The organism is Synechococcus sp. WH 5701 (assembly GCF_000153045.1).
In the GTDB taxonomy this organism is placed as follows: Bacteria; Cyanobacteriota; Cyanobacteriia; order PCC-6307; family Cyanobiaceae; genus Regnicoccus_A; species Regnicoccus_A antarcticus.
This window is the reverse complement of the sequence record NZ_CH724160.1, coordinates 691,591-709,623: the sequence shown is the minus strand read 5'-3', so window position 1 is coordinate 709,623 and position 18,033 is coordinate 691,591. Positions and strand designations below refer to the sequence as shown.

General features: G+C 66.3%; 19 protein-coding genes and 2 pseudogenes. 9 read left to right on the top strand and 12 right to left on the bottom strand.

Going from position 1 to position 18,033, the window contains the following annotated elements:
- Positions 1–18: 18 nt before the first annotated feature.
- Both WH5701_RS13555 and WH5701_RS13550 read right to left on the bottom strand, forming a co-directional pair.
- The gene (locus WH5701_RS13555; RefSeq protein WP_006173052.1) at positions 19–399 is read right to left on the bottom strand and encodes a hypothetical protein; all 381 of its coding nucleotides are present in this window, start codon (positions 397–399) and stop codon (positions 19–21) included.
- A complete protein-coding gene (locus WH5701_RS13550; RefSeq protein ID WP_006173051.1) occupies positions 396–854 on the bottom strand; it encodes a hypothetical protein in 459 nt (152 codons plus the stop codon). The genes WH5701_RS13555 and WH5701_RS13550 overlap by 4 nt, the downstream gene beginning before the upstream one ends.
- Positions 855–915: 61 nt before the next feature.
- On the opposite strand from WH5701_RS13550, the gene WH5701_RS13545 reads away from it, so the two are divergent.
- Positions 916–2,475 carry a DUF3427 domain-containing protein gene (locus tag WH5701_RS13545; RefSeq protein WP_006173050.1) on the top strand — a complete coding sequence of 520 codons (1,560 nt, stop codon included), beginning with the start codon at positions 916–918 and terminating at the stop codon, positions 2,473–2,475.
- Between the two features lie 17 nt (positions 2,476–2,492).
- Here the strand turns inward: WH5701_RS13545 and WH5701_RS13540 are convergent, their stop codons facing one another.
- A complete protein-coding gene (locus WH5701_RS13540; protein ID WP_006173049.1) occupies positions 2,493–2,933 on the bottom strand; it encodes a putative toxin-antitoxin system toxin component, PIN family in 441 nt (146 codons plus the stop codon).
- Positions 2,917–3,159, bottom strand: a complete 243-nt coding sequence (locus tag WH5701_RS13535) for a hypothetical protein (RefSeq protein ID WP_037981546.1) — start codon at positions 3,157–3,159, stop codon at positions 2,917–2,919. Before WH5701_RS13535 ends, WH5701_RS13540 begins: the two co-directional genes overlap by 17 nt.
- A 113-nt stretch (positions 3,160–3,272) precedes the next feature.
- On the opposite strand from WH5701_RS13535, the pseudogene WH5701_RS18485 reads away from it, so the two are divergent.
- Together WH5701_RS18485 and WH5701_RS18655 are read left to right on the top strand one after the other, a co-directional pair.
- Positions 3,273–3,530: pseudogene (locus WH5701_RS18485) on the top strand (hypothetical protein); the annotation flags it as partial.
- A gap of 106 nt (positions 3,531–3,636) precedes the next feature.
- On the top strand, positions 3,637–3,771 hold the full coding sequence (locus tag WH5701_RS18655) for a hypothetical protein (protein WP_255346405.1): 135 nt from the start codon (positions 3,637–3,639) through the stop codon (positions 3,769–3,771).
- Here the strand turns inward: WH5701_RS18655 and WH5701_RS13530 are convergent.
- The 4 genes from WH5701_RS13530 to WH5701_RS13515 form a co-directional block, all read right to left on the bottom strand.
- Positions 3,744–5,045 carry a type II toxin-antitoxin system HipA family toxin gene (locus WH5701_RS13530; protein ID WP_006173046.1) on the bottom strand — a complete coding sequence of 434 codons (1,302 nt, stop codon included), beginning with the start codon at positions 5,043–5,045 and terminating at the stop codon, positions 3,744–3,746. The two genes, WH5701_RS18655 and WH5701_RS13530, sit on opposite strands and share 28 nt — an antisense overlap.
- Before the next feature lie 2 nt (positions 5,046–5,047).
- Positions 5,048–5,389 (bottom strand): helix-turn-helix domain-containing protein, encoded by a 342-nt coding sequence (locus WH5701_RS13525; RefSeq protein ID WP_071934319.1) that lies wholly within the window; start codon positions 5,387–5,389, stop codon positions 5,048–5,050.
- Positions 5,390–5,840: 451 nt separating this feature from the next.
- The gene (locus tag WH5701_RS13520) at positions 5,841–6,221 is read right to left on the bottom strand and encodes a hypothetical protein (protein WP_006173043.1); all 381 of its coding nucleotides are present in this window, start codon (positions 6,219–6,221) and stop codon (positions 5,841–5,843) included.
- Positions 6,218–6,676, bottom strand: a complete 459-nt coding sequence (locus WH5701_RS13515; RefSeq protein ID WP_037981119.1) for a hypothetical protein — start codon at positions 6,674–6,676, stop codon at positions 6,218–6,220. Before WH5701_RS13515 ends, WH5701_RS13520 begins: the two co-directional genes overlap by 4 nt.
- A 174-nt stretch (positions 6,677–6,850) precedes the next feature.
- Between WH5701_RS13515 and WH5701_RS13510 the strand changes: the two genes are divergently transcribed.
- Both WH5701_RS13510 and WH5701_RS13505 read left to right on the top strand, forming a co-directional pair.
- Positions 6,851–7,336, top strand: coding sequence for a thioredoxin family protein (locus WH5701_RS13510; protein WP_006173041.1), 486 nt, complete (start codon positions 6,851–6,853; stop codon positions 7,334–7,336).
- A complete protein-coding gene (locus WH5701_RS13505) occupies positions 7,333–8,154 on the top strand; it encodes a cytochrome c biogenesis CcdA family protein (RefSeq protein WP_006173040.1) in 822 nt (273 codons plus the stop codon). The genes WH5701_RS13510 and WH5701_RS13505 overlap by 4 nt, the downstream gene beginning before the upstream one ends.
- 53 nt (positions 8,155–8,207) lie before the next feature.
- Here the strand turns inward: WH5701_RS13505 and WH5701_RS13500 are convergent, their stop codons facing one another.
- A complete protein-coding gene (locus tag WH5701_RS13500) occupies positions 8,208–9,830 on the bottom strand; it encodes a YdiU family protein (protein ID WP_006173039.1) in 1,623 nt (540 codons plus the stop codon).
- Between the two features lie 199 nt (positions 9,831–10,029).
- Between WH5701_RS13500 and WH5701_RS17765 the strand changes: the two are divergent.
- The 4 genes and pseudogenes from WH5701_RS17765 to WH5701_RS13485 form a co-directional block, all read left to right on the top strand.
- Positions 10,030–10,226, top strand: a pseudogene (locus tag WH5701_RS17765) (hypothetical protein); the annotation flags it as partial.
- 215 nt (positions 10,227–10,441) lie between these two features.
- Complete coding sequence (locus tag WH5701_RS13495) at positions 10,442–10,675, top strand: hypothetical protein (RefSeq protein WP_006173036.1); 234 nt, start codon at positions 10,442–10,444, stop codon at positions 10,673–10,675.
- 76 nt (positions 10,676–10,751) lie between these two features.
- Positions 10,752–11,654, top strand: a complete 903-nt coding sequence (locus WH5701_RS13490) for an efflux RND transporter periplasmic adaptor subunit (protein WP_006173035.1) — start codon at positions 10,752–10,754, stop codon at positions 11,652–11,654.
- Positions 11,655–11,752: 98 nt separating this feature from the next.
- Complete coding sequence (locus WH5701_RS13485) at positions 11,753–14,107, top strand: HAD-IC family P-type ATPase (RefSeq protein WP_006173034.1); 2,355 nt, start codon at positions 11,753–11,755, stop codon at positions 14,105–14,107.
- Here WH5701_RS13485 and WH5701_RS13480 read toward each other — a convergent pair.
- From WH5701_RS13480 to WH5701_RS13470, 3 genes are all read right to left on the bottom strand, one after another.
- Positions 14,088–15,941: a SulP family inorganic anion transporter gene (locus WH5701_RS13480; RefSeq protein WP_050751557.1), complete on the bottom strand. Its 1,854-nt coding sequence runs from the start codon at positions 15,939–15,941 to the stop codon at positions 14,088–14,090. The two genes, WH5701_RS13485 and WH5701_RS13480, sit on opposite strands and share 20 nt — an antisense overlap.
- A gap of 1 nt (position 15,942) precedes the next feature.
- Positions 15,943–16,980: a magnesium transporter CorA family protein gene (locus tag WH5701_RS13475; RefSeq protein ID WP_006173032.1), complete on the bottom strand. Its 1,038-nt coding sequence runs from the start codon at positions 16,978–16,980 to the stop codon at positions 15,943–15,945.
- Between the two features lie 237 nt (positions 16,981–17,217).
- On the bottom strand, positions 17,218–17,697 hold the full coding sequence (locus WH5701_RS13470; RefSeq protein ID WP_006173031.1) for a TerB family tellurite resistance protein: 480 nt from the start codon (positions 17,695–17,697) through the stop codon (positions 17,218–17,220).
- Positions 17,698–18,033: the final 336 nt, after the last annotated feature.

Genomic DNA, 18,033 nt, shown 5'->3' with positions numbered 1-18,033 from the left:
CACGTGCGTGGCGATCGCCTACCCCTCCCCCAGCATCTGACGAACCAGCGCAATCAACTCCTTCTTGGTGAAACTCTCCAGAGGCGGCGGCGGTGGGGTCACACCATGACGCTCCAGCAGCTGGGCCAGAGCGGCTTTTGGCAACTTGGAGTACCCCTTAATGCCATGCGCTTTGCAAAGCCGCTTGAGGCTGGCCGAAGGTTGCTGGAGGAAACTCCCCTTGCCCAGCAAGGCTTTTGGGCCCTGATTGCCTGCAGGCTGGGGATCCTGTAGGTCCTGGAGCGCCGCACTGGAGCGCTGCAGATGGTCGGCCACCCGGCGATACACCCGGGCGTCGGTGCCTGACAGCTGCCGGTTGGTCTGCGCAAGCAAGTCGGCGATCGACGGGCCCACGCTCATGGCTGCCCACCAAGCTGGTTCGAGGAATTGGTCTCCTCGACCGCTTCGGCGGCCAACGCAGCAGCCTTGGCTTTCACCGTGCGCCAGCGCGTCGCCTGCTCAATCAAGCGGCGGAACATCTCCACGAGCCAGAAGCCGCTTTGCCGCTCGCTCTCGTCGATCAGGCCCACCATCGCATCGCCCGTTTCCTCTAACTCGCGGATCACGCTGCCGAGCTTGGCGTTGAGGGCATGGAGCCGAGCCTTGGCCCGCGCCTCATCGGCCAGATCCATCTCCAGCTCCACCAGCTCCCGCTGCAGCTCGGTGATCACCACCCCCCGACGGTCGCTTTGGGCCTTGAGCACGCCCCGGGAGCGGTTGGCCGACACCAGGGCCGCCCGGCAGTCCTGGTAGGTGCCCTCCAGAGCCTCTGGATCGGGCGTGATCGGGAATTCAGTGGCCGAGCGGAGGGGCATCTGGATTCGTACGTCTCACTCCAGGATTGCCGATTTTGAGCCGTTTTGGCTGGGTCAGCTGGTGGAAGGGGCGATCAGGCTTCAAGCGGGAGTCCTCTGGTTTCTGCAGCCAAGACAAGACAGCCCTTGCAACAACCATTCCGCCCAGCGGGTCGTCCTGCTCTGCGCCTTTATCTATTGCAGCCGCCTGCGCCTGATCCTGCGCGAAGTCGAGGGCAAGATGACCAACCTGGATTCGATGCGGGCCCTGGGTTTCTGCGTGAGCGTGGAGCACGCCCGCTGGATGGCCCGCAAGTCCGTGGCCGCTGGCCTGCGCGCCGCCGCCCTCGATGCCACCAGCCCCCGCGACGAGCGCGCCGAGCAGATCCGCCGCCTGCGCGCCGGCGAGCTGCAGATCCTCTTTGCCGTTGATCTGTTCAACGAAGGCCTCGACATTCCCGAGATCGACACGGTGCTGTTCCTGCGGCCCACCGAGAGCGCCATCGTGTTCCTGCAGCAGCTCGGCCGCGGGCTGCGCCTGCACCCCTCAAAAAGTTGCCTCACGGTCTTGGACTTCATCGGCCAGGCCCACCGCAACTTCCGCTTCCTGCCGGCCGGCTGCAGCCTCCAGCTCGATCGGGTGTCGAGCGAGCGGGTGCTGGCGAACCTGCGGGAGTCGTTGCCCAGCCGCCGGCCCCAGCTGCTCGCCGAAGCCCGCATCCTCGGGCGCTGTTCCCTGGCGGCCCTGCTCGACGGGCTCGGCATGGAGCTGGGCGAGTTCTACCGGGTGGCGGGGTCGTGGGCGCTGCTGCAGCGGGAGCTGGGCTGGGTAGCCGGGGTGGGCTCAGGGGAGCCCAGCGACGATGAAAAGCGGCTGGGGCGAGGCGTTGGGCGTTTGCTCCACCTGGACGACACCGATCGCCTCTCCTTCCTCCTGCATGGTCTCGCCCACAGGCAGCCGCCTGTGGTGCAGAGCCTGAGCGAAACGGACCGCCGGCGTTGGCGCATGCTGCTGCTCCAGCTCTGGGGAACGTCGCCGGATCGCCTTGCCCTGCAAGACGCCCTGGACCGTCTCTGGGCCTGTCCAGCCTTTCTCGATGAGCTGCGCGAACTGTGCACCCTCCTGTTGGAGCGCACCGACCACCTCGCCCCTCCCATGGACTGGGAGCAGCCCGTGCCCCTGGCCCTTCACGCCCGCTACAGCCGCGCCGAGATCTACGCCGCCTTCGGGCTGATCACCGATACCCAGCAGACCACCGGCCAGTCGGGGGTCTTGTTCGATCGGGCCACCCAGTGCGACGTCTTCTTCATCACCCTCAAGAAGTCCGAGCGCCTGTTCTCCCCCACTACCCGCTACAACGATTACGCCATCTCCCCGTGGGAGTTCCACTGGGAGAGCCAGAGCCTCACCCGGGAAGCCTCCGGCACCGGGCAGCGCTACATCCACCATGTGGAGCGTGGCAGCAGGGTGCTGCTGTTCGTGCGGGAAGAGAACAGGCGCGGTGGAGTGACGCTGCCGTTCCTGTGCCTGGGGTTTGCGAATTACGTGAGCCACGAGGGCGAGCGGCCGATGGCGATTCGCTGGAGACTGCAGCGGGCGATTCCGGCGGCGTTCGTGCCGGAGTTGGCGTTGGCGGTTTGAGGGCGTGGAGCCGCTGATCAAGGCTTATCCCATTGGCTCTCTGGTTCCTGCAGGCGCCTCATGGCCTCCCTGGCAAGAACAATCGCAATCCCTTGAAAGTTGCCCAAGGCCAAGAGGTCGTCATCGCCAGAGACGATCAGATCGGCGAGGCCACCAACGGCCGCAGCCAAGACCTCATCGTCGTCGGGATCCCTACTGACGGGACCTCTCAGATCAGCAGGTTCCACGCGCTCAACCAGGGCGGCATAGCCATCAAACAGATCGGCAATCCTCACACCGAGCCGAAAAATGGGCTCTCTGAACTTCGGTCGCTGCAGCACGCCTTCCAACTCAGCGAGGAGAGGAACGGTACTGATCAGCCGAACCCGCCCAACGACAGCCGCATCCATGAGCTGCCCGGGAACTCCCTGCCAGATCAGGCCAGAAAGAGCCGTGTTGGTGTCAAGAACCAGCCGCAAGTCGTTGCCCCTTGCGGTAAGCGCTGATCTCCTCATTGATCTCTTGCCTGGTCAGCACCTCCGGCGGGTCAGCAGCAAGAGCAGCCCTGGCGTCTTGCAGACGGACAATGCGGTCTGAAGCCAGCTTGTCCCGCAGCAGACGCTCGATCGCTTCTGGCGCCAGCAGACCAGCTCCGCTGGCTTCCGCCGCCAGCGCATCAGGGAGGGTGATCTCGATGGTGGTCAAGGGTGCACCCCAACCATGATTCCCTCTGAGGGTAGCCGGCCTCTCCACCCAGACGTACAGCCCACAGGCCACCGCCGCGAGCAGATCCGCCGCCTGCACGGCTGCACCAGCAGATGAAGGCAGGCTTTCCCCTGCTGATGGCCCAGCTCTGGGGCAGCGGCCGGCACCACCTGCCCCGCGCCGAGGTGTTCGCCGCGTTCGGGCTGTTGAACGAGGCCCGCCCTTTCCCCGGCCGCGAGGGAGTGTTCTTCGATGAGGCCACCCAGTGCGACGTCTTCTTCATCACCCTCAAGAAGTCCGAGCGCCTCTTCTCCCCCACCACCCGCTACAACGACTACGCCATCTCCCCGCGGGAGTTCCACTGGGAGAGCCAGAGCAGCACCCGGGAAGCTTCCGCCACCGGCCAGCGCTACATCCACCACCGCGCGCGGCAGCCGGGTGCTGCTGTTTGTCCGGGAGGAGAACAGGAGAGGCCAGGTGACGCTGCCGTTTCGGTGCCTGGGCTTTGCCGATTACGTGAGCCACGAGGGCGAGCGGCCGATGGCGATTCGCTGGCGGCTGCAGCGGGCGATTCCGGGCGCCTTCTACCCGGAGCTGGCGGTGGCGGTGTGAGCATCGAGATTCAGCCCCGCATACAGAAATGCCCCCCGAACGATCTCGCAGTCGGCCTGACTGACGCCAACGCTGCGCAGGGTGCGCTCCCACTCCACCGCCACGGTGGTGAACACCCTCGTCGCGATCGCTTCCGCCTCTTCCCGCTCCAGGAGGAACCATGCGGCCCCAGCCACGATCGTGCCCCGGTGGGCCCAACGGCTGGGTAGGCCGCCCTCCAAACCGCAGACCATGGCCAGATCGCGCCGGGTCTCGGTGCGCATGGTTCCGGGCGTGAGGTCGTAGGCGGGGCTCAGCCGCCAGCTCGTGGAGCGGGCCAGCAGGGCATGGTTGCGCGGGTGGTCATCGAGATTGGACACCGCCGCGTTGAAGCAGATGCGGCTGAAGAGTTCGCGCAGATCTTCGGCGGGCAGGTCGCTGGCGCGCCGGAGTTCATCGGCCAGCAACCGATACGACCACTTCTCGCGATCGGTGGCGCTGTCTTCGGCCCGCAGCAATGTGAGGGCGCTCACCATCCTGTGGCGCCGATAACCATCCCCACTCCATTCACGATCGAAGCGCTTCACCAGCAGCACATCGGCCTCCCCCACCCGAGTGAGCCGGCTTTCCGCCACCTGCAGCCTGCACTGCCGTGCCAGCAGCAGCAGCGCGTGCTCCACCTTCGGCTGGTTCCATTTGTCGCTGGGTGCAGGGAACTTGGCGAGCCAGAGGGCACCGTCATGCTCCACGGTGGTTTTCGGCCGGGCTCCACCCATGGAGGTGCCGCCCCCCTGCAGCAGCTCATCCACCTGATCGTGGACGGAGCCCGCCCGGTGAGGTTGATCCGTGAGGATCGCATTCGCCGCCTGCTGGATGCGTTCCAGATCGAGCATGCGGTTGAAGCGTCGCTGCGGTGCCGGAGGTTCGACTTTGCGGCCAAAGCCGAGCGCGCCAGCGCGATCATCCGGCCTCAACAGCAGCAGATCGAAATCGCTGGGCTCGCCCAATCCGCCGTGGCGGGCGATCACCTGCCGGCCCCAGAAATCCGGCAGCGCATCACGAAGCGCCCCGAAGAAGCCACCCATACGGCCGGTCTGAAACGGGCGTGTCCCCAGCTTCAGCTCCACCGGGTCGAGTTCGACGGCCTCAGGCCGCTCCCGATAGCGACGGCCGTAGACGAAGGCGCCCACCCTGCGGCCCTGGCGATCCTCCTGAAGCTCAAACCGACCGGCCGTGACGAACTGGGTGTCGCCAGGCAGCACCACATAGACAAAACAAGCCTGGTCAGCCGCCATGCTCAGAAGTCGTCATCCAGCCGGCGCCAGCGGGGGGCCTGTTTCGGGCTGCGGGCACCCTCCAGGGCCTTGCCCTCCTCATCCCGATCCGGATCAGCCAGCTCGGCGACCTGATCGAGCAGACCGAGAGCCCAGAGGGCCCCAAGGTAGGCAGCCACGGAGGTGCCGGCCTTGCCCTTCTCCACATCGGCCACCGTGTAGCGCGTCACCCCCATGCGCTCGGCCACATCCTCCAGGCGCCAGCGGCGCCGCAACCGGGCCGTGCGGATGTTCCGACCCAGGCGCTCCAGGCTCTGCTCCAGGGCCGCAGGCGGATGACGCACGATGGCGCTGGCTTGGGCCATTGGCTTCGAGAAATCCATCAGAAGTTGTCTGATGACATCCTAAAGGGATCTTCTGGTGCTTTGCAGCGACACTGTCCGCTCACAATGGGTTGACCAGGGGCAGCTGCACCTGGACCGCCCGCAACGGTTGTGCTGACGGGTGGTTCAGCTGCTACGCCCCTTGGCTCTCGATCCTGATGGCCCAGCTCTGTGGCAGCGGCCGCCATCCGCGCCGAGGTGTTCGCCACCCACTGCTTCGCGGAAACCTTCGGCTAAGTACGAGAGGAGAACAAACGGGGTGGTGTGACGCTGCCGTTCCTGTGCCTGGGATGTGCCGACTATCAGAGCCACCAGGGCGAGCGGCCGATGGGAATCGCTGGTGGCTGCAGCAGCCGATCCCGGCGGGCTGGATCGGCTCGAGCTGTTCGGATCGGCGGCGAAGGGCCTGTTCAACCGTTGCCTGCCGCCCCCCTCAACCATCGCCAAGCAATTGCTTCACAAGAGCAACCAGCTCCTTCTTCGTGAAACTCTCCAGGGGAGGCGGGGGCGGGGTGACGCCATGGTGCTCCAGGACCTTGGCCAGAGAAACCTTCTGCAGCTTTGAGTAGCCCTTGATCCCGTGTTCCTTGCAAAGCCGCTTCAGGCTCGCCACAGACTGCTTCAGGAAACTGCCCTTCCCCAGCAGGGCTTTCGTGGCCTGAGCTCCTGCTGACTCGGGATCCTGCAGGGACTGCAGAGCAGTTCCAGTCCGCTGGAGATGCGCGCCCACCCGCCGGTACACCCGGGCATCGGTGCCCGCCAGGTCCCGGTTGGTCTGCTCCAGAAGATCGGCGATCGACGGGCCCGCGCTCATGGCCGCTCGCCGAGTTGATTGGAGGGATTCCGGACCGCATCTGCTTCTGAAGCCAACGCCGCGGCCCTGGCCTTCACCGTGCGCCAGCGCTTGGCCTGCTCGATCAAGCGGCGGAACATCTCCACGAGCCAGAAGCCGCTCTGGCGCTCGCTCTCGTCAATGAGCCCCACCATCGCGTCGCCCGTTTCCTCCAGTTCGCGGATCACCGTGCCGAGCTTGGCGTTCAGGGCATGAAGCCGGGCCTTGGCCCGCGCCTCGTCGGCCAGATCCGCCTCCAGCTCCACCAGTTCGCGCTGAAGCTCGGCAATCACCACCCCCCGCCGGTCGCTCTGCGCCTTGAGGATCCCTCGTGAGCGGTTGGCCGAGACGAGGGCTGCGCGGCATTCCTGGTACGTCGTCTGAAGAGCCTCTGCATCCGGCGTGACCGGAAACTCTGTGGCCGAGCGAAGAGGCACCGGGATACGTCCAGCTGGCTTCAGGTTGCCCAATCCTGGCGGGTCTTGCCGTGCCTCTTCACGCAGCACGAACCCAGCCAGACCGACCGGCTGCTGGTGACGTGACCTGGCCCTGGGCCCCCAATCCGCCGGGAAGGTTCGCTGGTAGATCAGGCGAACGACGACTCCGCCGCGATGTCCCTGCCCCTTGCCGCCCTGCTGCTCACCGTCGGCAGCTCTCAGCCCGTCGGCCTGCCTGGCTTGGTCTCTGTCGGCGCCCCACCCCGGATCCCGGCTACCGCAGGCTGGGTGGCTCAGAAACAGACCGGGGCCCTCGCCCCCTCCCTGCAGGGCAGACCCGTGGTGGTCGACATCTACGCCAGCTGGTGTCCCGCCTGCCGCACCATCGCCCCGACCCTCCGCTCTCTGCAGCAGAGCAAGGCCGGCAAGGCCACCTTCGTGACCTTGGACGTGTCCGATGCCGCCACCTTGAAGGCCTCCCGTGAACGGGCCCGGGCGCTCGGACTGGGCGCCTTTCTGGAGGCCAACCGCAGCCAGACCTCCCTGGTGGCGGTGATCGACCCGGCCACAGGCACCACGGCGAAGACCTTCCGGGCCAGCACCGATGCAGCGGCCTACACCGCGGCGATCAACAAGGTTCAGGCGATGATCCGGCGATGATCCGCTCCCCCCTGCGCCGCAGAGGGGCGGCGGCTCTGGTGCTGCTGGCCCTGACGGCCCTGGCGGCGGGGCTGGCTGTGCACGGTCTGCCGCAGCTCGGCGCCTGGCTGGATCAGGTGATCCTGTCCGCGTCCCAGGCCTACGCCGAATGGTTCGAGGCCCGGAGCCCTTCCCCCATCGTGGTTCCGCTGGCAGCGTTCGCCGGCGGGCTGCTGGCCAGCGTGTCGCCCTGCGTGCTGGCGATGCTGCCCCTCAACCTCGGCTACATCGGCACCCTCGGTCCGCTCAGCCGGCGGCAGGCCGTTGTCCGGGTGGGAGGCTTCGTGGCCGGCACCGTCACGGTGCTGAGCCTCTACGGCCTCGTCGCCTCGTTCGCCTCGGCCGTGGTGGTGGACCACCGCGGCCCGGTGCATCTGGCCGTGGGACTGGTCATCCTGGCCATGGGCCTCCATCTGCGGGGCTGGCTGCCGCTGCGCCTGCCCCGCATGCCCGAACTGCCCCCGTCCGGTGGGCCGTTTCTGGTGGGCATCGGTTTCGCCCTGGTCAGCTCTCCCTGCGCCAGTCCGGTGCTGTTCTCGGTGCTGGCCGCCGCTGCCGCCACCGGCTCCGGTGTGTTGTCGGTGATCACGATGGTGAGCTACGCCCTGGGGTACACCGCCCTGATCACGGCCACCAGCCTCTGGGCCGGCCTGATGGGTGCCTCCCGGAGGCTGCTGCACCATGGCGCCACGCTCACCCGTCTCAGTGCCCTGGTTCTGCTGGTGGCCGGGGGGGCCTACGTCCTCCAGGGGCTGATCTGGAGCCTGCGGAACGGGTAGTCGCTGCCGGCTGATCGGCACGGCGCCACTCCGCAGGACTGAGCGTGATCAGCTCACGACGAACAACTGTAGTGCGACACCCCCCCGGCGTTGAAGAATTCCCTGGGCTTCAGGCGGTCGTAGGTCGCCGCCACCTCCGCTGACTGCTCGTCGTAGGGATGGCTGAACACCTCCTGCAGGTCCTGGATCAGGCTGGTATCCCCTTGCGCAGCCTGTTCATAAGCCGGTGCGACCAGCCACTCACGCCAGGTGTATCTGGGGTTGATGCGTTTCATCGCTGCGGATGTCGCGTTGAGCTCGCCGGCAGCCTCGAGGCGATCCCGCCAGCGTTGCAGCCAGTGCGTCCACTGCGCATCGAGCTGCTCTGAGCTGGGCATGTAGAAGCTCTCTTTCAAAGTGGAGAGTTGCTCGGGAAGGCCAGACAGCTTGCGGAAGAAGATCGTGTAGTCCGCCTTGGAGAGCACCATCAGCTCCAGCAGTTCGTCCACCAGCGCGGCGTCGTAGCTGATCAGGCCAAGCTTCCTGGCCCACATGGCCTCGAGCGCCTGCTGCATCGCTGCGGCGAAGCCGTCGCGGATCGCATCCAGCCGTGCCAGGGCCTCGGTGTTGCCCTCGAGCAGCAGCCGCAGGGAGGCCCAGAACATCTGGTAGTTGGCCTCGGCCGCCACCGGTTGGTTGAAGAAGCTGAAATGCTCGCCGCCTCCGGTCCAGGGCTGAAAGCGGGGATCGAACAGTTCGCAGAAGCCGAAGGGTCCGTAGTCGAGGGTGTAGCCGCCGGCGGCGCAGTTGTCGCTGTTGAAATTGCCCTGGCAGTAGCCCACGCGCATCCAGTTCGCCACAAGAGACGTGAGCCGTCCGCGGAACAATCGCGCCAGCTCCACCACCTGATCGCTGAACTCCAGAGCCGGATCAATCTCTTGCCGGTAGTTCCGCTCGATCAGGTGCGCCACGATCATCCGCAGCTCGTTCAGCGCCTCCGGATGGGCCTGGCTGCGGGCGCGACGGGCAAACAGCTCAAGCTGGCCGACGCGCAGAAACGAGGGGGCCACCCGTGTGGTGATCGCCGCTGGGTTGTCCACCAGGATGTCGGGATCGAACGACCGGGAGTTCGGCGAGTACCAGGGCCTGCGCACCGTTTCGGCCCGCGACATGTACAGCGTGAGCGAGCGTGAGGTGGGCACCCCCAGCGCGTGCATGAACTCCTGCGCCAGAAACTCGCGCACGCTGGAGCGGAGCACGGCGCGGCCATCGGCGCCCCGGCAGTAGGGCGTCGGGCCACCGCCTTTCAGTTGCATCTCCCAGCGCCGGCCGTTGAAGACGCCTTCGAACACGGAAATAGCTCGGCCATCGCCGTAGCCGTTGCCGGTGCCGAACGGGCACTGCTGGATGTATTCGCTGCCGTAGATCGAGAGGGCATAGCCCGTGGCCCAGCCAACCGGTCGCATCGGCTGGCGCGCCACGCTGATGTCGCCGGAGAACAGACGCTGGAACTGGTCGTCGTGGGCCAGCGCCTCGCTCAGGCCCAGGTCCTGGAAGAGGCTTCGGCTGTGCGCCACGTACTCCGGCGCTGGAATCGGGGTTGGCGCCACCGGCACGTAATGACCGGAGAACACCTGGCGGGGCCGGTGATCGTGACCATCGCCCGAAGCCTGAGGATCCGGCCGCAGGGAATCCATCAGCGAATAGTCGGCCCGTTGTGCAAACTCCGCGAACGTGGTTGTCGTCACTGTTGTCGGCACTGGGCTATCGGGGTGTTGAGCTGCCTGGGCATGGCCCTGACGCTGAGGCCCGCATCCTGGCGAGCCTGTTGCCTTCAGCGGCGACCTTGCAGGTGTCACGCCGGTTGAGGGTGCGTTCGAGCCTGAACTCGGCCGGCGCGAAGGCGTGCTCTGGCACCAGCCCACCCTCACCGACCTGCTGTTCATCACCCTGCGCAAGAGTGAAGCCCTCTTCTCCCCTTCCACCCGCCACCGGCCAGCGCACGGTTCCGCTGCCGGGGTGTTGCCAGCCATGAAAGCCACGAGGGCGAGCGAGCGATCCCGGCGACATGGCTGCCGGTGATGGGGTGGGCGGGGCGGTCTGGCGTTTTGGGGCCAGCCTGTTTGACAGGGTGGCGCAGAAATCGGCGCTGCAGGATCTTCTGCTCACCGGATCCTCAGCAAGGTGAGCGCCCTCGTGATCGCCGGCCACACCCTGTCACAACTGTGGGGTGGTGTCCACGGAGAGCTTCGGTAGCGTCGGCCTCACTCCTGAACCCTGGTCACCAAGGATGTCGGTAAAGCGTCGATTGGCCCGTGCCCTCGTGCTGGCAACTCACCTGCTGTGGATGGTGCCGGCTGAGGCGCAGGACGCGAAGAAGCAGGCTGAAGCCAACCGTGATCGCTGCAGGAACGGCGTCCTGATCGGCGGTGCCACCGGTGGTCTGCTCAGCCGGGGCAGTGTCGTGAACAGGCTGGGGGGCGCGGCCATCGGTGCCACGGCCGGCTGCGTGATCAACCGGGGCGTGAACGAAGGCAAATGACCCTCGTGGCCGCCGCGCGGATCCTCGGGTCCCATCCCTGAACGGCACGGCTACGGTGCCCATGAAAGGAGGCGTTGTGCAAGCCCCTGACCCCCAACCCCGGAACAAAGCCCCTCGCCTCACCGCCATTGGCGGCCGCAGCGGTCCACCTCCGCAGGGGTGGGCCCTTGGCTTTGGAGCTCTGGCGCTGATGGTGATGGCCGGTGGCCTCACCTATGGGCTGCGCTCCAGCGGGCCGTTCAAGGAGTTGTCGGCGCCCGGCCGGTTGGAGCTGGCGGGGGAAACCCGCAAGCTCGCCGGACCGGTCACGGCTGCCGGCAACAGCCCCCGCCTGATCCAGCTGCTGGTGAAGGAGGGCGAATTCGTTGAGCGCGGCCAGCTGCTGGCCCAGTTCGACACCGGCCCTGCCCTCCAGGCCGAGCGTCGGCTGCTGCAGAGCCGCTATGCCAGCCTCAGCCGCCAGGCCGGCAGCCTTGAGGCCGAGGTGGACCGCTACCGGCCGCTGGTGCAGGCCGGTGCGCTGGCCCGGGCCGATCTGCTGGAGCGCGAGCAGCAGCTGGTCGAACTGCAGGCCGGCGTCAGCGAAACCCGCCAGGCGATCACCCGCACCGACGCCGATCTGGGGAACAGCGAATTGCGTGCCCCCGTGGCCGGCAAGGTGATGCGCCTCTACGCCCGCGTCGGGGAACGGCCCGGCGTGATGGGCATTCTGGAGCTGAGCACCAGTGACCGCCTCGAGGCCGTCGCCGAGGTCGCCGACAGCGACCTGGCCCGCATCCACCTGGGCCAGGCCGCCCGGATCAACAGCCTCAGTGGCGCCTTCCCCGGCACCCTCTCGGCGCGGGTGAGCCGGGTGAGCCCTGCCGATGGGGCCCGCGGCGACGGTGTGGTGGAGGTGCGGCTGGACCTGGCTCCCGCCGACGCGCGGCGCGTGCGCAAGCTCGCTGGTCTGCGCACGATCACCCACTTCGCTTCCTGAGCCGCCAGCTTGGATTTGGTCGGAATCGACAGAAAGGGCAGGGATTGATCGCCCTGGCCGGCAGATCCCGCTAGAGGGAAGGCACGAGCGGAGCCGAGATGAGCTGGCTGGAGCCCACCAACCTGCTGCTGCTGGCCTGTGCCCTGATCTATGGCGTGATCGGGGAATGGGTCGATGGCGGCATCCTGCTGGTTTTCGTGGTGGGCATCAGCCTGCTCGATGCCGTCCAGCAGCAGCGCAGCAACCGTGCCCTGGCCGAGCTGGCCCGCCTGTCGGCGCCCCGCGCCCACGTGCGCCGCGACGGACAGGAGCTGGACCTGCCGGCCGAGCAGGTGCGTGTGGGCGATCTGCTCCGGCTGGAAGAAGGCGATCGGGTGGCGGCCGATGCCGCCCTCAGCGAGGGGGTGGGGCTGTGGCTGGATGAGTCCCTGCTCACCGGTGAATCGCTGCCGGTCGCCCGCTCCACGCCCGGGGAGCGGATCCTGGCGGGTTCGCTGGTGGCCAGTGGCCGCGGCTGGGCCGAGGTGGTGGCCGTGGCTGAGGCCACCGAACTGGGCCGGCTCGGCAGCAGCCTGGCCACGGTGCAGCCGCCACCCACCCGGCTGCAGCGCCAGACCCGTCGCCTCACCGGGCGCCTCACCGTGCTGGCGCTGGGGCTCTGCGCAGCCCTGGCGGTGATCCAGGGAGCGATCAGCGGCGACTGGCCCCAGGCCCTGCTCGCCGCCCTGGCCCTGGCCCTGGCGGTGCTGCCCAACGAGATTCCCGTGGTGCTGGCCCTGTTCCTGGCCCTCGGCGCCCTGCGCCTGGCCCGGATCGGGGTGCTGGCCCGCTGGCCCGCGGCGGTGGAGAGCCTGGGCAGCGCCACGGTGCTTGCCGTCGACAAGACCGGCACGCTCACCGAGAACCGCATGGGGGTGCAGCAACTGCTCACCTGGCCGCAGCTGGAGGGTTGGCAAGCGGGAGAGACCCTGGAGGAACCGGTTCATCAGCTGCTCGAGCTGGCGGTGCTCGCCAGCCGCGGTGATCCGGTGGATGCGATGGAACTGGCGATCCAGCGTCTGGCCGCCGACCATCTCGGCGGCACCGAACACCTCCATCCAGACTGGCCCCTGGAGCGCGAATACCCCCTGCAGAGCGATCTGCTGGTGTTCTCCCGCCTCTGGCACGACGGCGACGGCGGCTTGCGGCTGGCCGCCAAGGGAGCTCCCGAGGCGATCGCCGATCTCTGTCACCTCGATGCCGGGCAGACCACCGCCCTGCTGGCCGCCGCCGATGAACTCGCCGCCAGGGGTCTGCGGGTGCTGGCGGTGGCGCGCGGGCTCGATGGCGTGCCGGTGCACGAGGGTCAGCCATCCGCAGGTGGCGACGTTCTGCCGGACCACGTGCACGGCTACCTGTTCGAGCCGGTGGGCTTCCTGGCCCTGGCGGACCCGCTGCGCTCGGATGTGCCGGCGGCGATCGCCACGGCGCGGGGCGCTGGCGTTCGCGTGGTGATGATCACGGGAGACAGCCCCGTGACGGCCCGCTCGATCGCCGATCAGGCGGGCTTGCCGCCCGGTCCGGTGCTCTCCGGCCCGGAGCTGGACGCCCTCACGCCACAGGACCTGGCTGTCAGCATCCGCGAGGTGGCGGTGTTCGCCCGGGTGATGCCCCAGCAGAAGCTGCAGCTGGTGCGTGCGCTGCAGGCCGCCGGTGAGGTGGTGGCGATGACCGGCGATGGCGTCAACGACGCCCCGGCCCTCAAGGCCGCCGACATCGGCGTGGCGATGGGCAAGCGCGGCACGGCCGTGGCGCGGGAATCCGCCGATCTGGTGCTGCTCGACGACACCTTCAGCGATCTGGTGGCCGCCCTGGAACTGGGACGGCGGGTCGATGCCAACCTGCACCGGGCACTGGGTTACACCCTCGCCATTCACCTGCCGATCGCCGCGCTCGGCCTGGTGCCCCTGCTACTGCCTGGCCAGGCCCTGATCCTGCTGCCGGTGCACATCGCCCTGCTCCACCTGGTGATCGATCCGGCCTGCACGGTGGTGTTCGAGGCGCTTCCCGCCTCACCGGGCCTGATGCGGCAGCCCCCCCGCCCGCCGGAGGCTCCCCTGTTCGGGCCCGACACCTGGCGCCATTCGCTCACCCAGGGCGCCGTCGTGATGGTGGCCGCCCTGGTGCTGGTCTTCTGGCCCGAGGCCGACGCCGCCACCCACCGCAGCCTGGTGTTCTCGTTGCTGCTGCTCGCCGGCGGTGGGCTGGTGTGGCTGAACGGCGATCCCCACAGCCGCATCACCGCCGCCGGTGCCGGCATCGGCCTGGGGCTGTGGCTGCTGCTGCTGGCCATTCCCGGATTGCAGCAGCTGCTCAGCCTTGCGCCGCTGCAGCCCTCCGGGATCCTCACCGTGATGATCACCACAGCACTCGCCCTGCTGCTGGCGGGCCTGCTCAACCGCCGACTGGCCTGAAGCCGCCATCGGATGTCCCTTGGTCGCAGGAAGCGTCAGCGCTGGCTTTGGCTTGATCCTCCCAGTCAACCCAATCAACGCAGTGGGCTTTGAGATAACAGCTGACGGCCTCCCCAACCGTGGCAAAAAACCGTTCTTCTCCAAATTGTGAGAACAGCCCAAAGCGCTTGAGCTTGTCTTTAACGGGATCTTTCATCTCGGCGAAACCGAGCATGATTCCGGCCTTCGCCAAGGTGTGATCCAGTTCATCCAGAGTGTCTGCAGAGGTGACATCGATGCTGGTGACAGGCTCAGCCTCCACGACGAGCCAGTTCACCTGAGTTGGTGATGACTCCAGGGCCGTCATCACCCGATCCCGGAAGAATTCGGCATTGGCGAAAAACAAAGGCGCATCCCACCGGAACAGAACCAGGCCAGGGACCAGGCGTGACTCCGGGTAACGGCCGATGTCGTGATACCCCTTGACACCATCGACCCGTCCCAGGACAGCGGAGTGCGGACGCCAGCCATCCCAGAGAAACTCGATCACGGCAATGACGATCGCCAGCCCGATGCCAGGAATGGCGCCAAAGACAGCGACTCCAGCCAGGCAGACCATCGACAGCCAGAACTCCCAGCGCTGCATCCGATAGATGCGCCAAAGATCAGCCACCTCGATCAAGGTGATCGCTGAAGCAATCACCACCCCTGCAAGCGCGGCTGTTGGCAGGTTTCGCAAAAGGTTCGGCGCCGCCAGGAGCAACGCGGCGACAGTGACTGCACCGACGACCCCGGTCAACTGGGTCTTGGCGCCTGCCGCCTCGGCAACCGGAGTGCGCGACGTGCTTGCGCTGATGGGGAGGCCCTGAAACAAACCGGCGACCAGGTTGGCCGCGCCCAATCCAACCATCTCCTGATTGGCATCGATCGTGTCCCCCAGTCGCGCGGCATAGGTTCTGGAAAGCACGCTCGTGTCAGCGAACGACACGAGGGCGATGGCGCAGCCTCCGAGCAACACCGGCACGAGATCGCCCGTGCTGATGGAGGGGATCGACAAAGCGGGCAAACCTCTGGGAAGAGGACCGAGCACCGTCACCCCGAATCGGCTCTCAAGATTCAGCACTGAGACGATGACGGTCGCGGCAACGACAGCCAGCAGAACCCCCGGGAAACGCCTGCTGCGCCTCAGGAGCCCAATCATCAGCAAGGTACCGACGCCAAGGGCCAGCGATGCCCTGTTCGTGCTTCCGGCCAGCACCGCTGCAACAAAGGACCGGGCTTCGATCAGCAGTCCGTCGCCCTTCACCGTGAAACCGCACAAGGCAGGCAGCTGACTGACCAGCACGGTCAGAGCGATGCCGTTCATGTAGCCGTAGCGGATCGGCTTGGAGAGCAATTCAGTGATGAAACCCAGGCGAGCGGTTCCCGCAAGAACGCACAGGCTGCCGGAGACGAGGGCCAGCATCCCGGCCAGGGCCATGGCGCGCTGGGAATCACCCCCAGACAGCGGCAGCACGATGCCGAGGATGAGGGCGACGAGCGAAGAATCCGGTCCCAGGACCAGCATCCGGCTGGGGCCGAACAGGGCATAGGCGAATAAGCCGAAGATGGTGGCGTACAGGCCACAGATGGCCGGAACACCGGAAGCAACCGCGTAGGCAATGCCGACCGGCAGCAGCACGGCCGTCAACGCCAGGCCGGCTCCGATGTCATGAAGGAGCCAGGCGATCCTGTAGTGGTTGATGGCAGACAGACCAGGGACCCAACGCCTCCAGCCAGTGGGAGTTTGACGACGCTTGATGCGTGGGTTGGCAGAGGGGGAGAGGGGCGTTGGGGGAGGTGTCGAGGCGCTCATGTCAGAGAAGCCTGCCCCGCCTCGAGCCGGTTCGCTTCCGGTCCAGCCTGCTGAGGACGTAGTAACTGGCGAACGCAATCAGGATCATGACAAGCATGAAGGCTGGATAGGACACCCTCCAGTTCCTGGGGCCCGTGATCATCGACCATTCGGACATCCCCCCGATGCCGGCAAGCAGCGTCAACGGCATAAAGATCGTGGTGATCAATGTCAACCGTCTGACGGTAATATTTGTTTCATTGGCCGCTTTAGCCATTTCATTATTTAACATTGAAAGATACATTTCCATCAAACTGGTAACGATATCTCGATAGGACTCAGTCAGCTCTAAAAATCTGACTAGGTGATCATAGATGTCGCGATAATGATAGATTGACTGCTCTGCAATGAACGGGCAATCCCTGCGGCATATCCTCCCGAGGATCTCACGTTCGTGAAAGAGGCTCTTGCGTAGCCTTAGCAGATACCGCCTGAACCGAATCAATTCGGCCGGCTTGAAGCTCGCAGGGTCCGAGATCAGAGCCCCTTCCACATCGTCCAATTCGTCCTCGAGCGCCTCGATGGCAACAAACTTCTGATCCACAACATGATTCAGAATCAGGTGCATGACCCGTGAAGGCCCCTGCTGCTCCAGTGTTCCCTCAAAGCTCTTCTCGACCAGGCGTTGAATTCCCGCCAGAAAGGGCCGCCGGCCTGGGCCGAAGTGACTGATGCTGACCAGGAACTTCTCACCGATGAACAAATTGATTTCACCCACCTCCAGAGCACCATTGCCATACTCGAACGTGTTAAAGAGAATGAATGTATTGTTCGGAAAGTCTTCGATCTTGGGAATCTGGTTTTCATCAAAGCAATCCTCGATCGAAAGCTGATGCAGACCGAGCAGCCCCACCAGCTCCTCGAGCTCCTCCCTGGTGGCCTCGTTGTAGTGCAACCAGGCAAAACCACTCTCTTCCGCAGCCGCCACAGCAGCCTCGGCCGTCCCGACGCGCTTCGGAGGGCCGCTGCAGCCGAACTGGTAAAAGCTGGAGTCAGACACGTCGTTCTGATCGGGTCCCAGGCAACAGCGTAGGGAGGAAATAGCGTGAGCTGGACATTGACTGGTGACGTACTTCCGTCAGGACCAGGATGGGCCTCTGAACCCTGCAATCTCCGATCAGAATCTCGCTGAAAAAGACATCACAACCAAGCGGAGATCGCCATCCAACCAGGTTTGCAGGTTCAGTTGCCCTGAAGGCTGGTGAAGGAATCAGGGCCCTCGCCGCAGGAGCGCCGCTCAGGCCGCCAGGAAGCCGAAGTGACGCGAGAGGAAGCCGCGCAGGCCGCTCTGGGCCTCGAGGTCGAGTTCGGCGGACCATTCCGCCTCGGCGATGTCGGCCTCACCCAGGCCCAGACCGTCCACCAGGCGCCGGTAGGCCACCTTCTCCAGGGGGTTGATGCTCGACTCGTCGCCGGGCCGCCGGCCGACACGGATCATCATGTAGCCCAGCTTCAGGGCCAGCTGCCGGTCTTCCTCGGAGCGGAGCCGGGGAATCAGCGTGTCGAGGGCCTCAGGCTGCAGGGACTGCTCGGCCAGCACCTCAGCTACCTCGGCGGGCAGCGGCACTCCACCATCCGTCACGATGTAACGCTCCACCAGGTCTTCCAGCAGCTCCCGCTCCTCCGCGGAGAACTCGCCATCCGACCAGGCCACACAGCAGAGGATGCGCAGCAGGTCGAGGTTGCCGGCGGGCGGGGTGTCGGTGCTGGGCGCCATGAAGGGGATCCGGTAGGCATCGCAACAGCCATTGTGACGGCTTGGTCCGGCAGCCCACCAACCGAGGGCAAGCGCCCTGACAGATTCCATGCGCGTGGCTACAGCGGAAGCAGAGGGGTCAACCCCGCTACGACGGAATGGAGAGCAGGCATCACAGCGATCCCTATCAACAGCGCCACAAGCCGTCCCAGCCCAGCACCTGTCCGGATTGCCAGGCCACCTTTCACCAGGGGCGCTGGACCTGCCTGTGCACGGATCAGGGATGGGGTTCCCGCAGGCGAGCTGCGGCTCTCGGGCCGTTTCCTGGCCCAGCATGCACTGGGTGAGGCCCTGGTG

Excerpts from the sequence above, each read along its gene's own strand:
- WH5701_RS13555 (WP_006173052.1), bottom strand. The coding sequence starts at position 399 with ATGAGCGTGGGCCCGTCGATCGCCGACTTGCTTGCGCAGACCAACCGG.
- WH5701_RS13550 (WP_006173051.1), bottom strand. The coding sequence starts at position 854 with ATGCCCCTCCGCTCGGCCACTGAATTCCCGATCACGCCCGATCCAGAG.
- WH5701_RS13530 (WP_006173046.1), bottom strand. The coding sequence starts at position 5,045 with ATGGCGGCTGACCAGGCTTGTTTTGTCTATGTGGTGCTGCCTGGCGAC.
- WH5701_RS13525 (WP_071934319.1), bottom strand. The coding sequence starts at position 5,389 with ATGGCCCAAGCCAGCGCCATCGTGCGTCATCCGCCTGCGGCCCTGGAG.
- WH5701_RS13520 (WP_006173043.1), bottom strand. The coding sequence starts at position 6,221 with ATGAGCGCGGGCCCGTCGATCGCCGATCTTCTGGAGCAGACCAACCGG.
- WH5701_RS13510 (WP_006173041.1), top strand. The coding sequence starts at position 6,851 with ATGTCCCTGCCCCTTGCCGCCCTGCTGCTCACCGTCGGCAGCTCTCAG.
- WH5701_RS13505 (WP_006173040.1), top strand. The coding sequence starts at position 7,333 with ATGATCCGCTCCCCCCTGCGCCGCAGAGGGGCGGCGGCTCTGGTGCTG.
- WH5701_RS13500 (WP_006173039.1), bottom strand. The coding sequence starts at position 9,830 with ATGGATTCCCTGCGGCCGGATCCTCAGGCTTCGGGCGATGGTCACGAT.
- WH5701_RS13485 (WP_006173034.1), top strand. The coding sequence starts at position 11,753 with ATGAGCTGGCTGGAGCCCACCAACCTGCTGCTGCTGGCCTGTGCCCTG.
- WH5701_RS13480 (WP_050751557.1), bottom strand. The coding sequence starts at position 15,941 with ATGAGCGCCTCGACACCTCCCCCAACGCCCCTCTCCCCCTCTGCCAAC.
- WH5701_RS13470 (WP_006173031.1), bottom strand. The coding sequence starts at position 17,697 with ATGGCGCCCAGCACCGACACCCCGCCCGCCGGCAACCTCGACCTGCTG.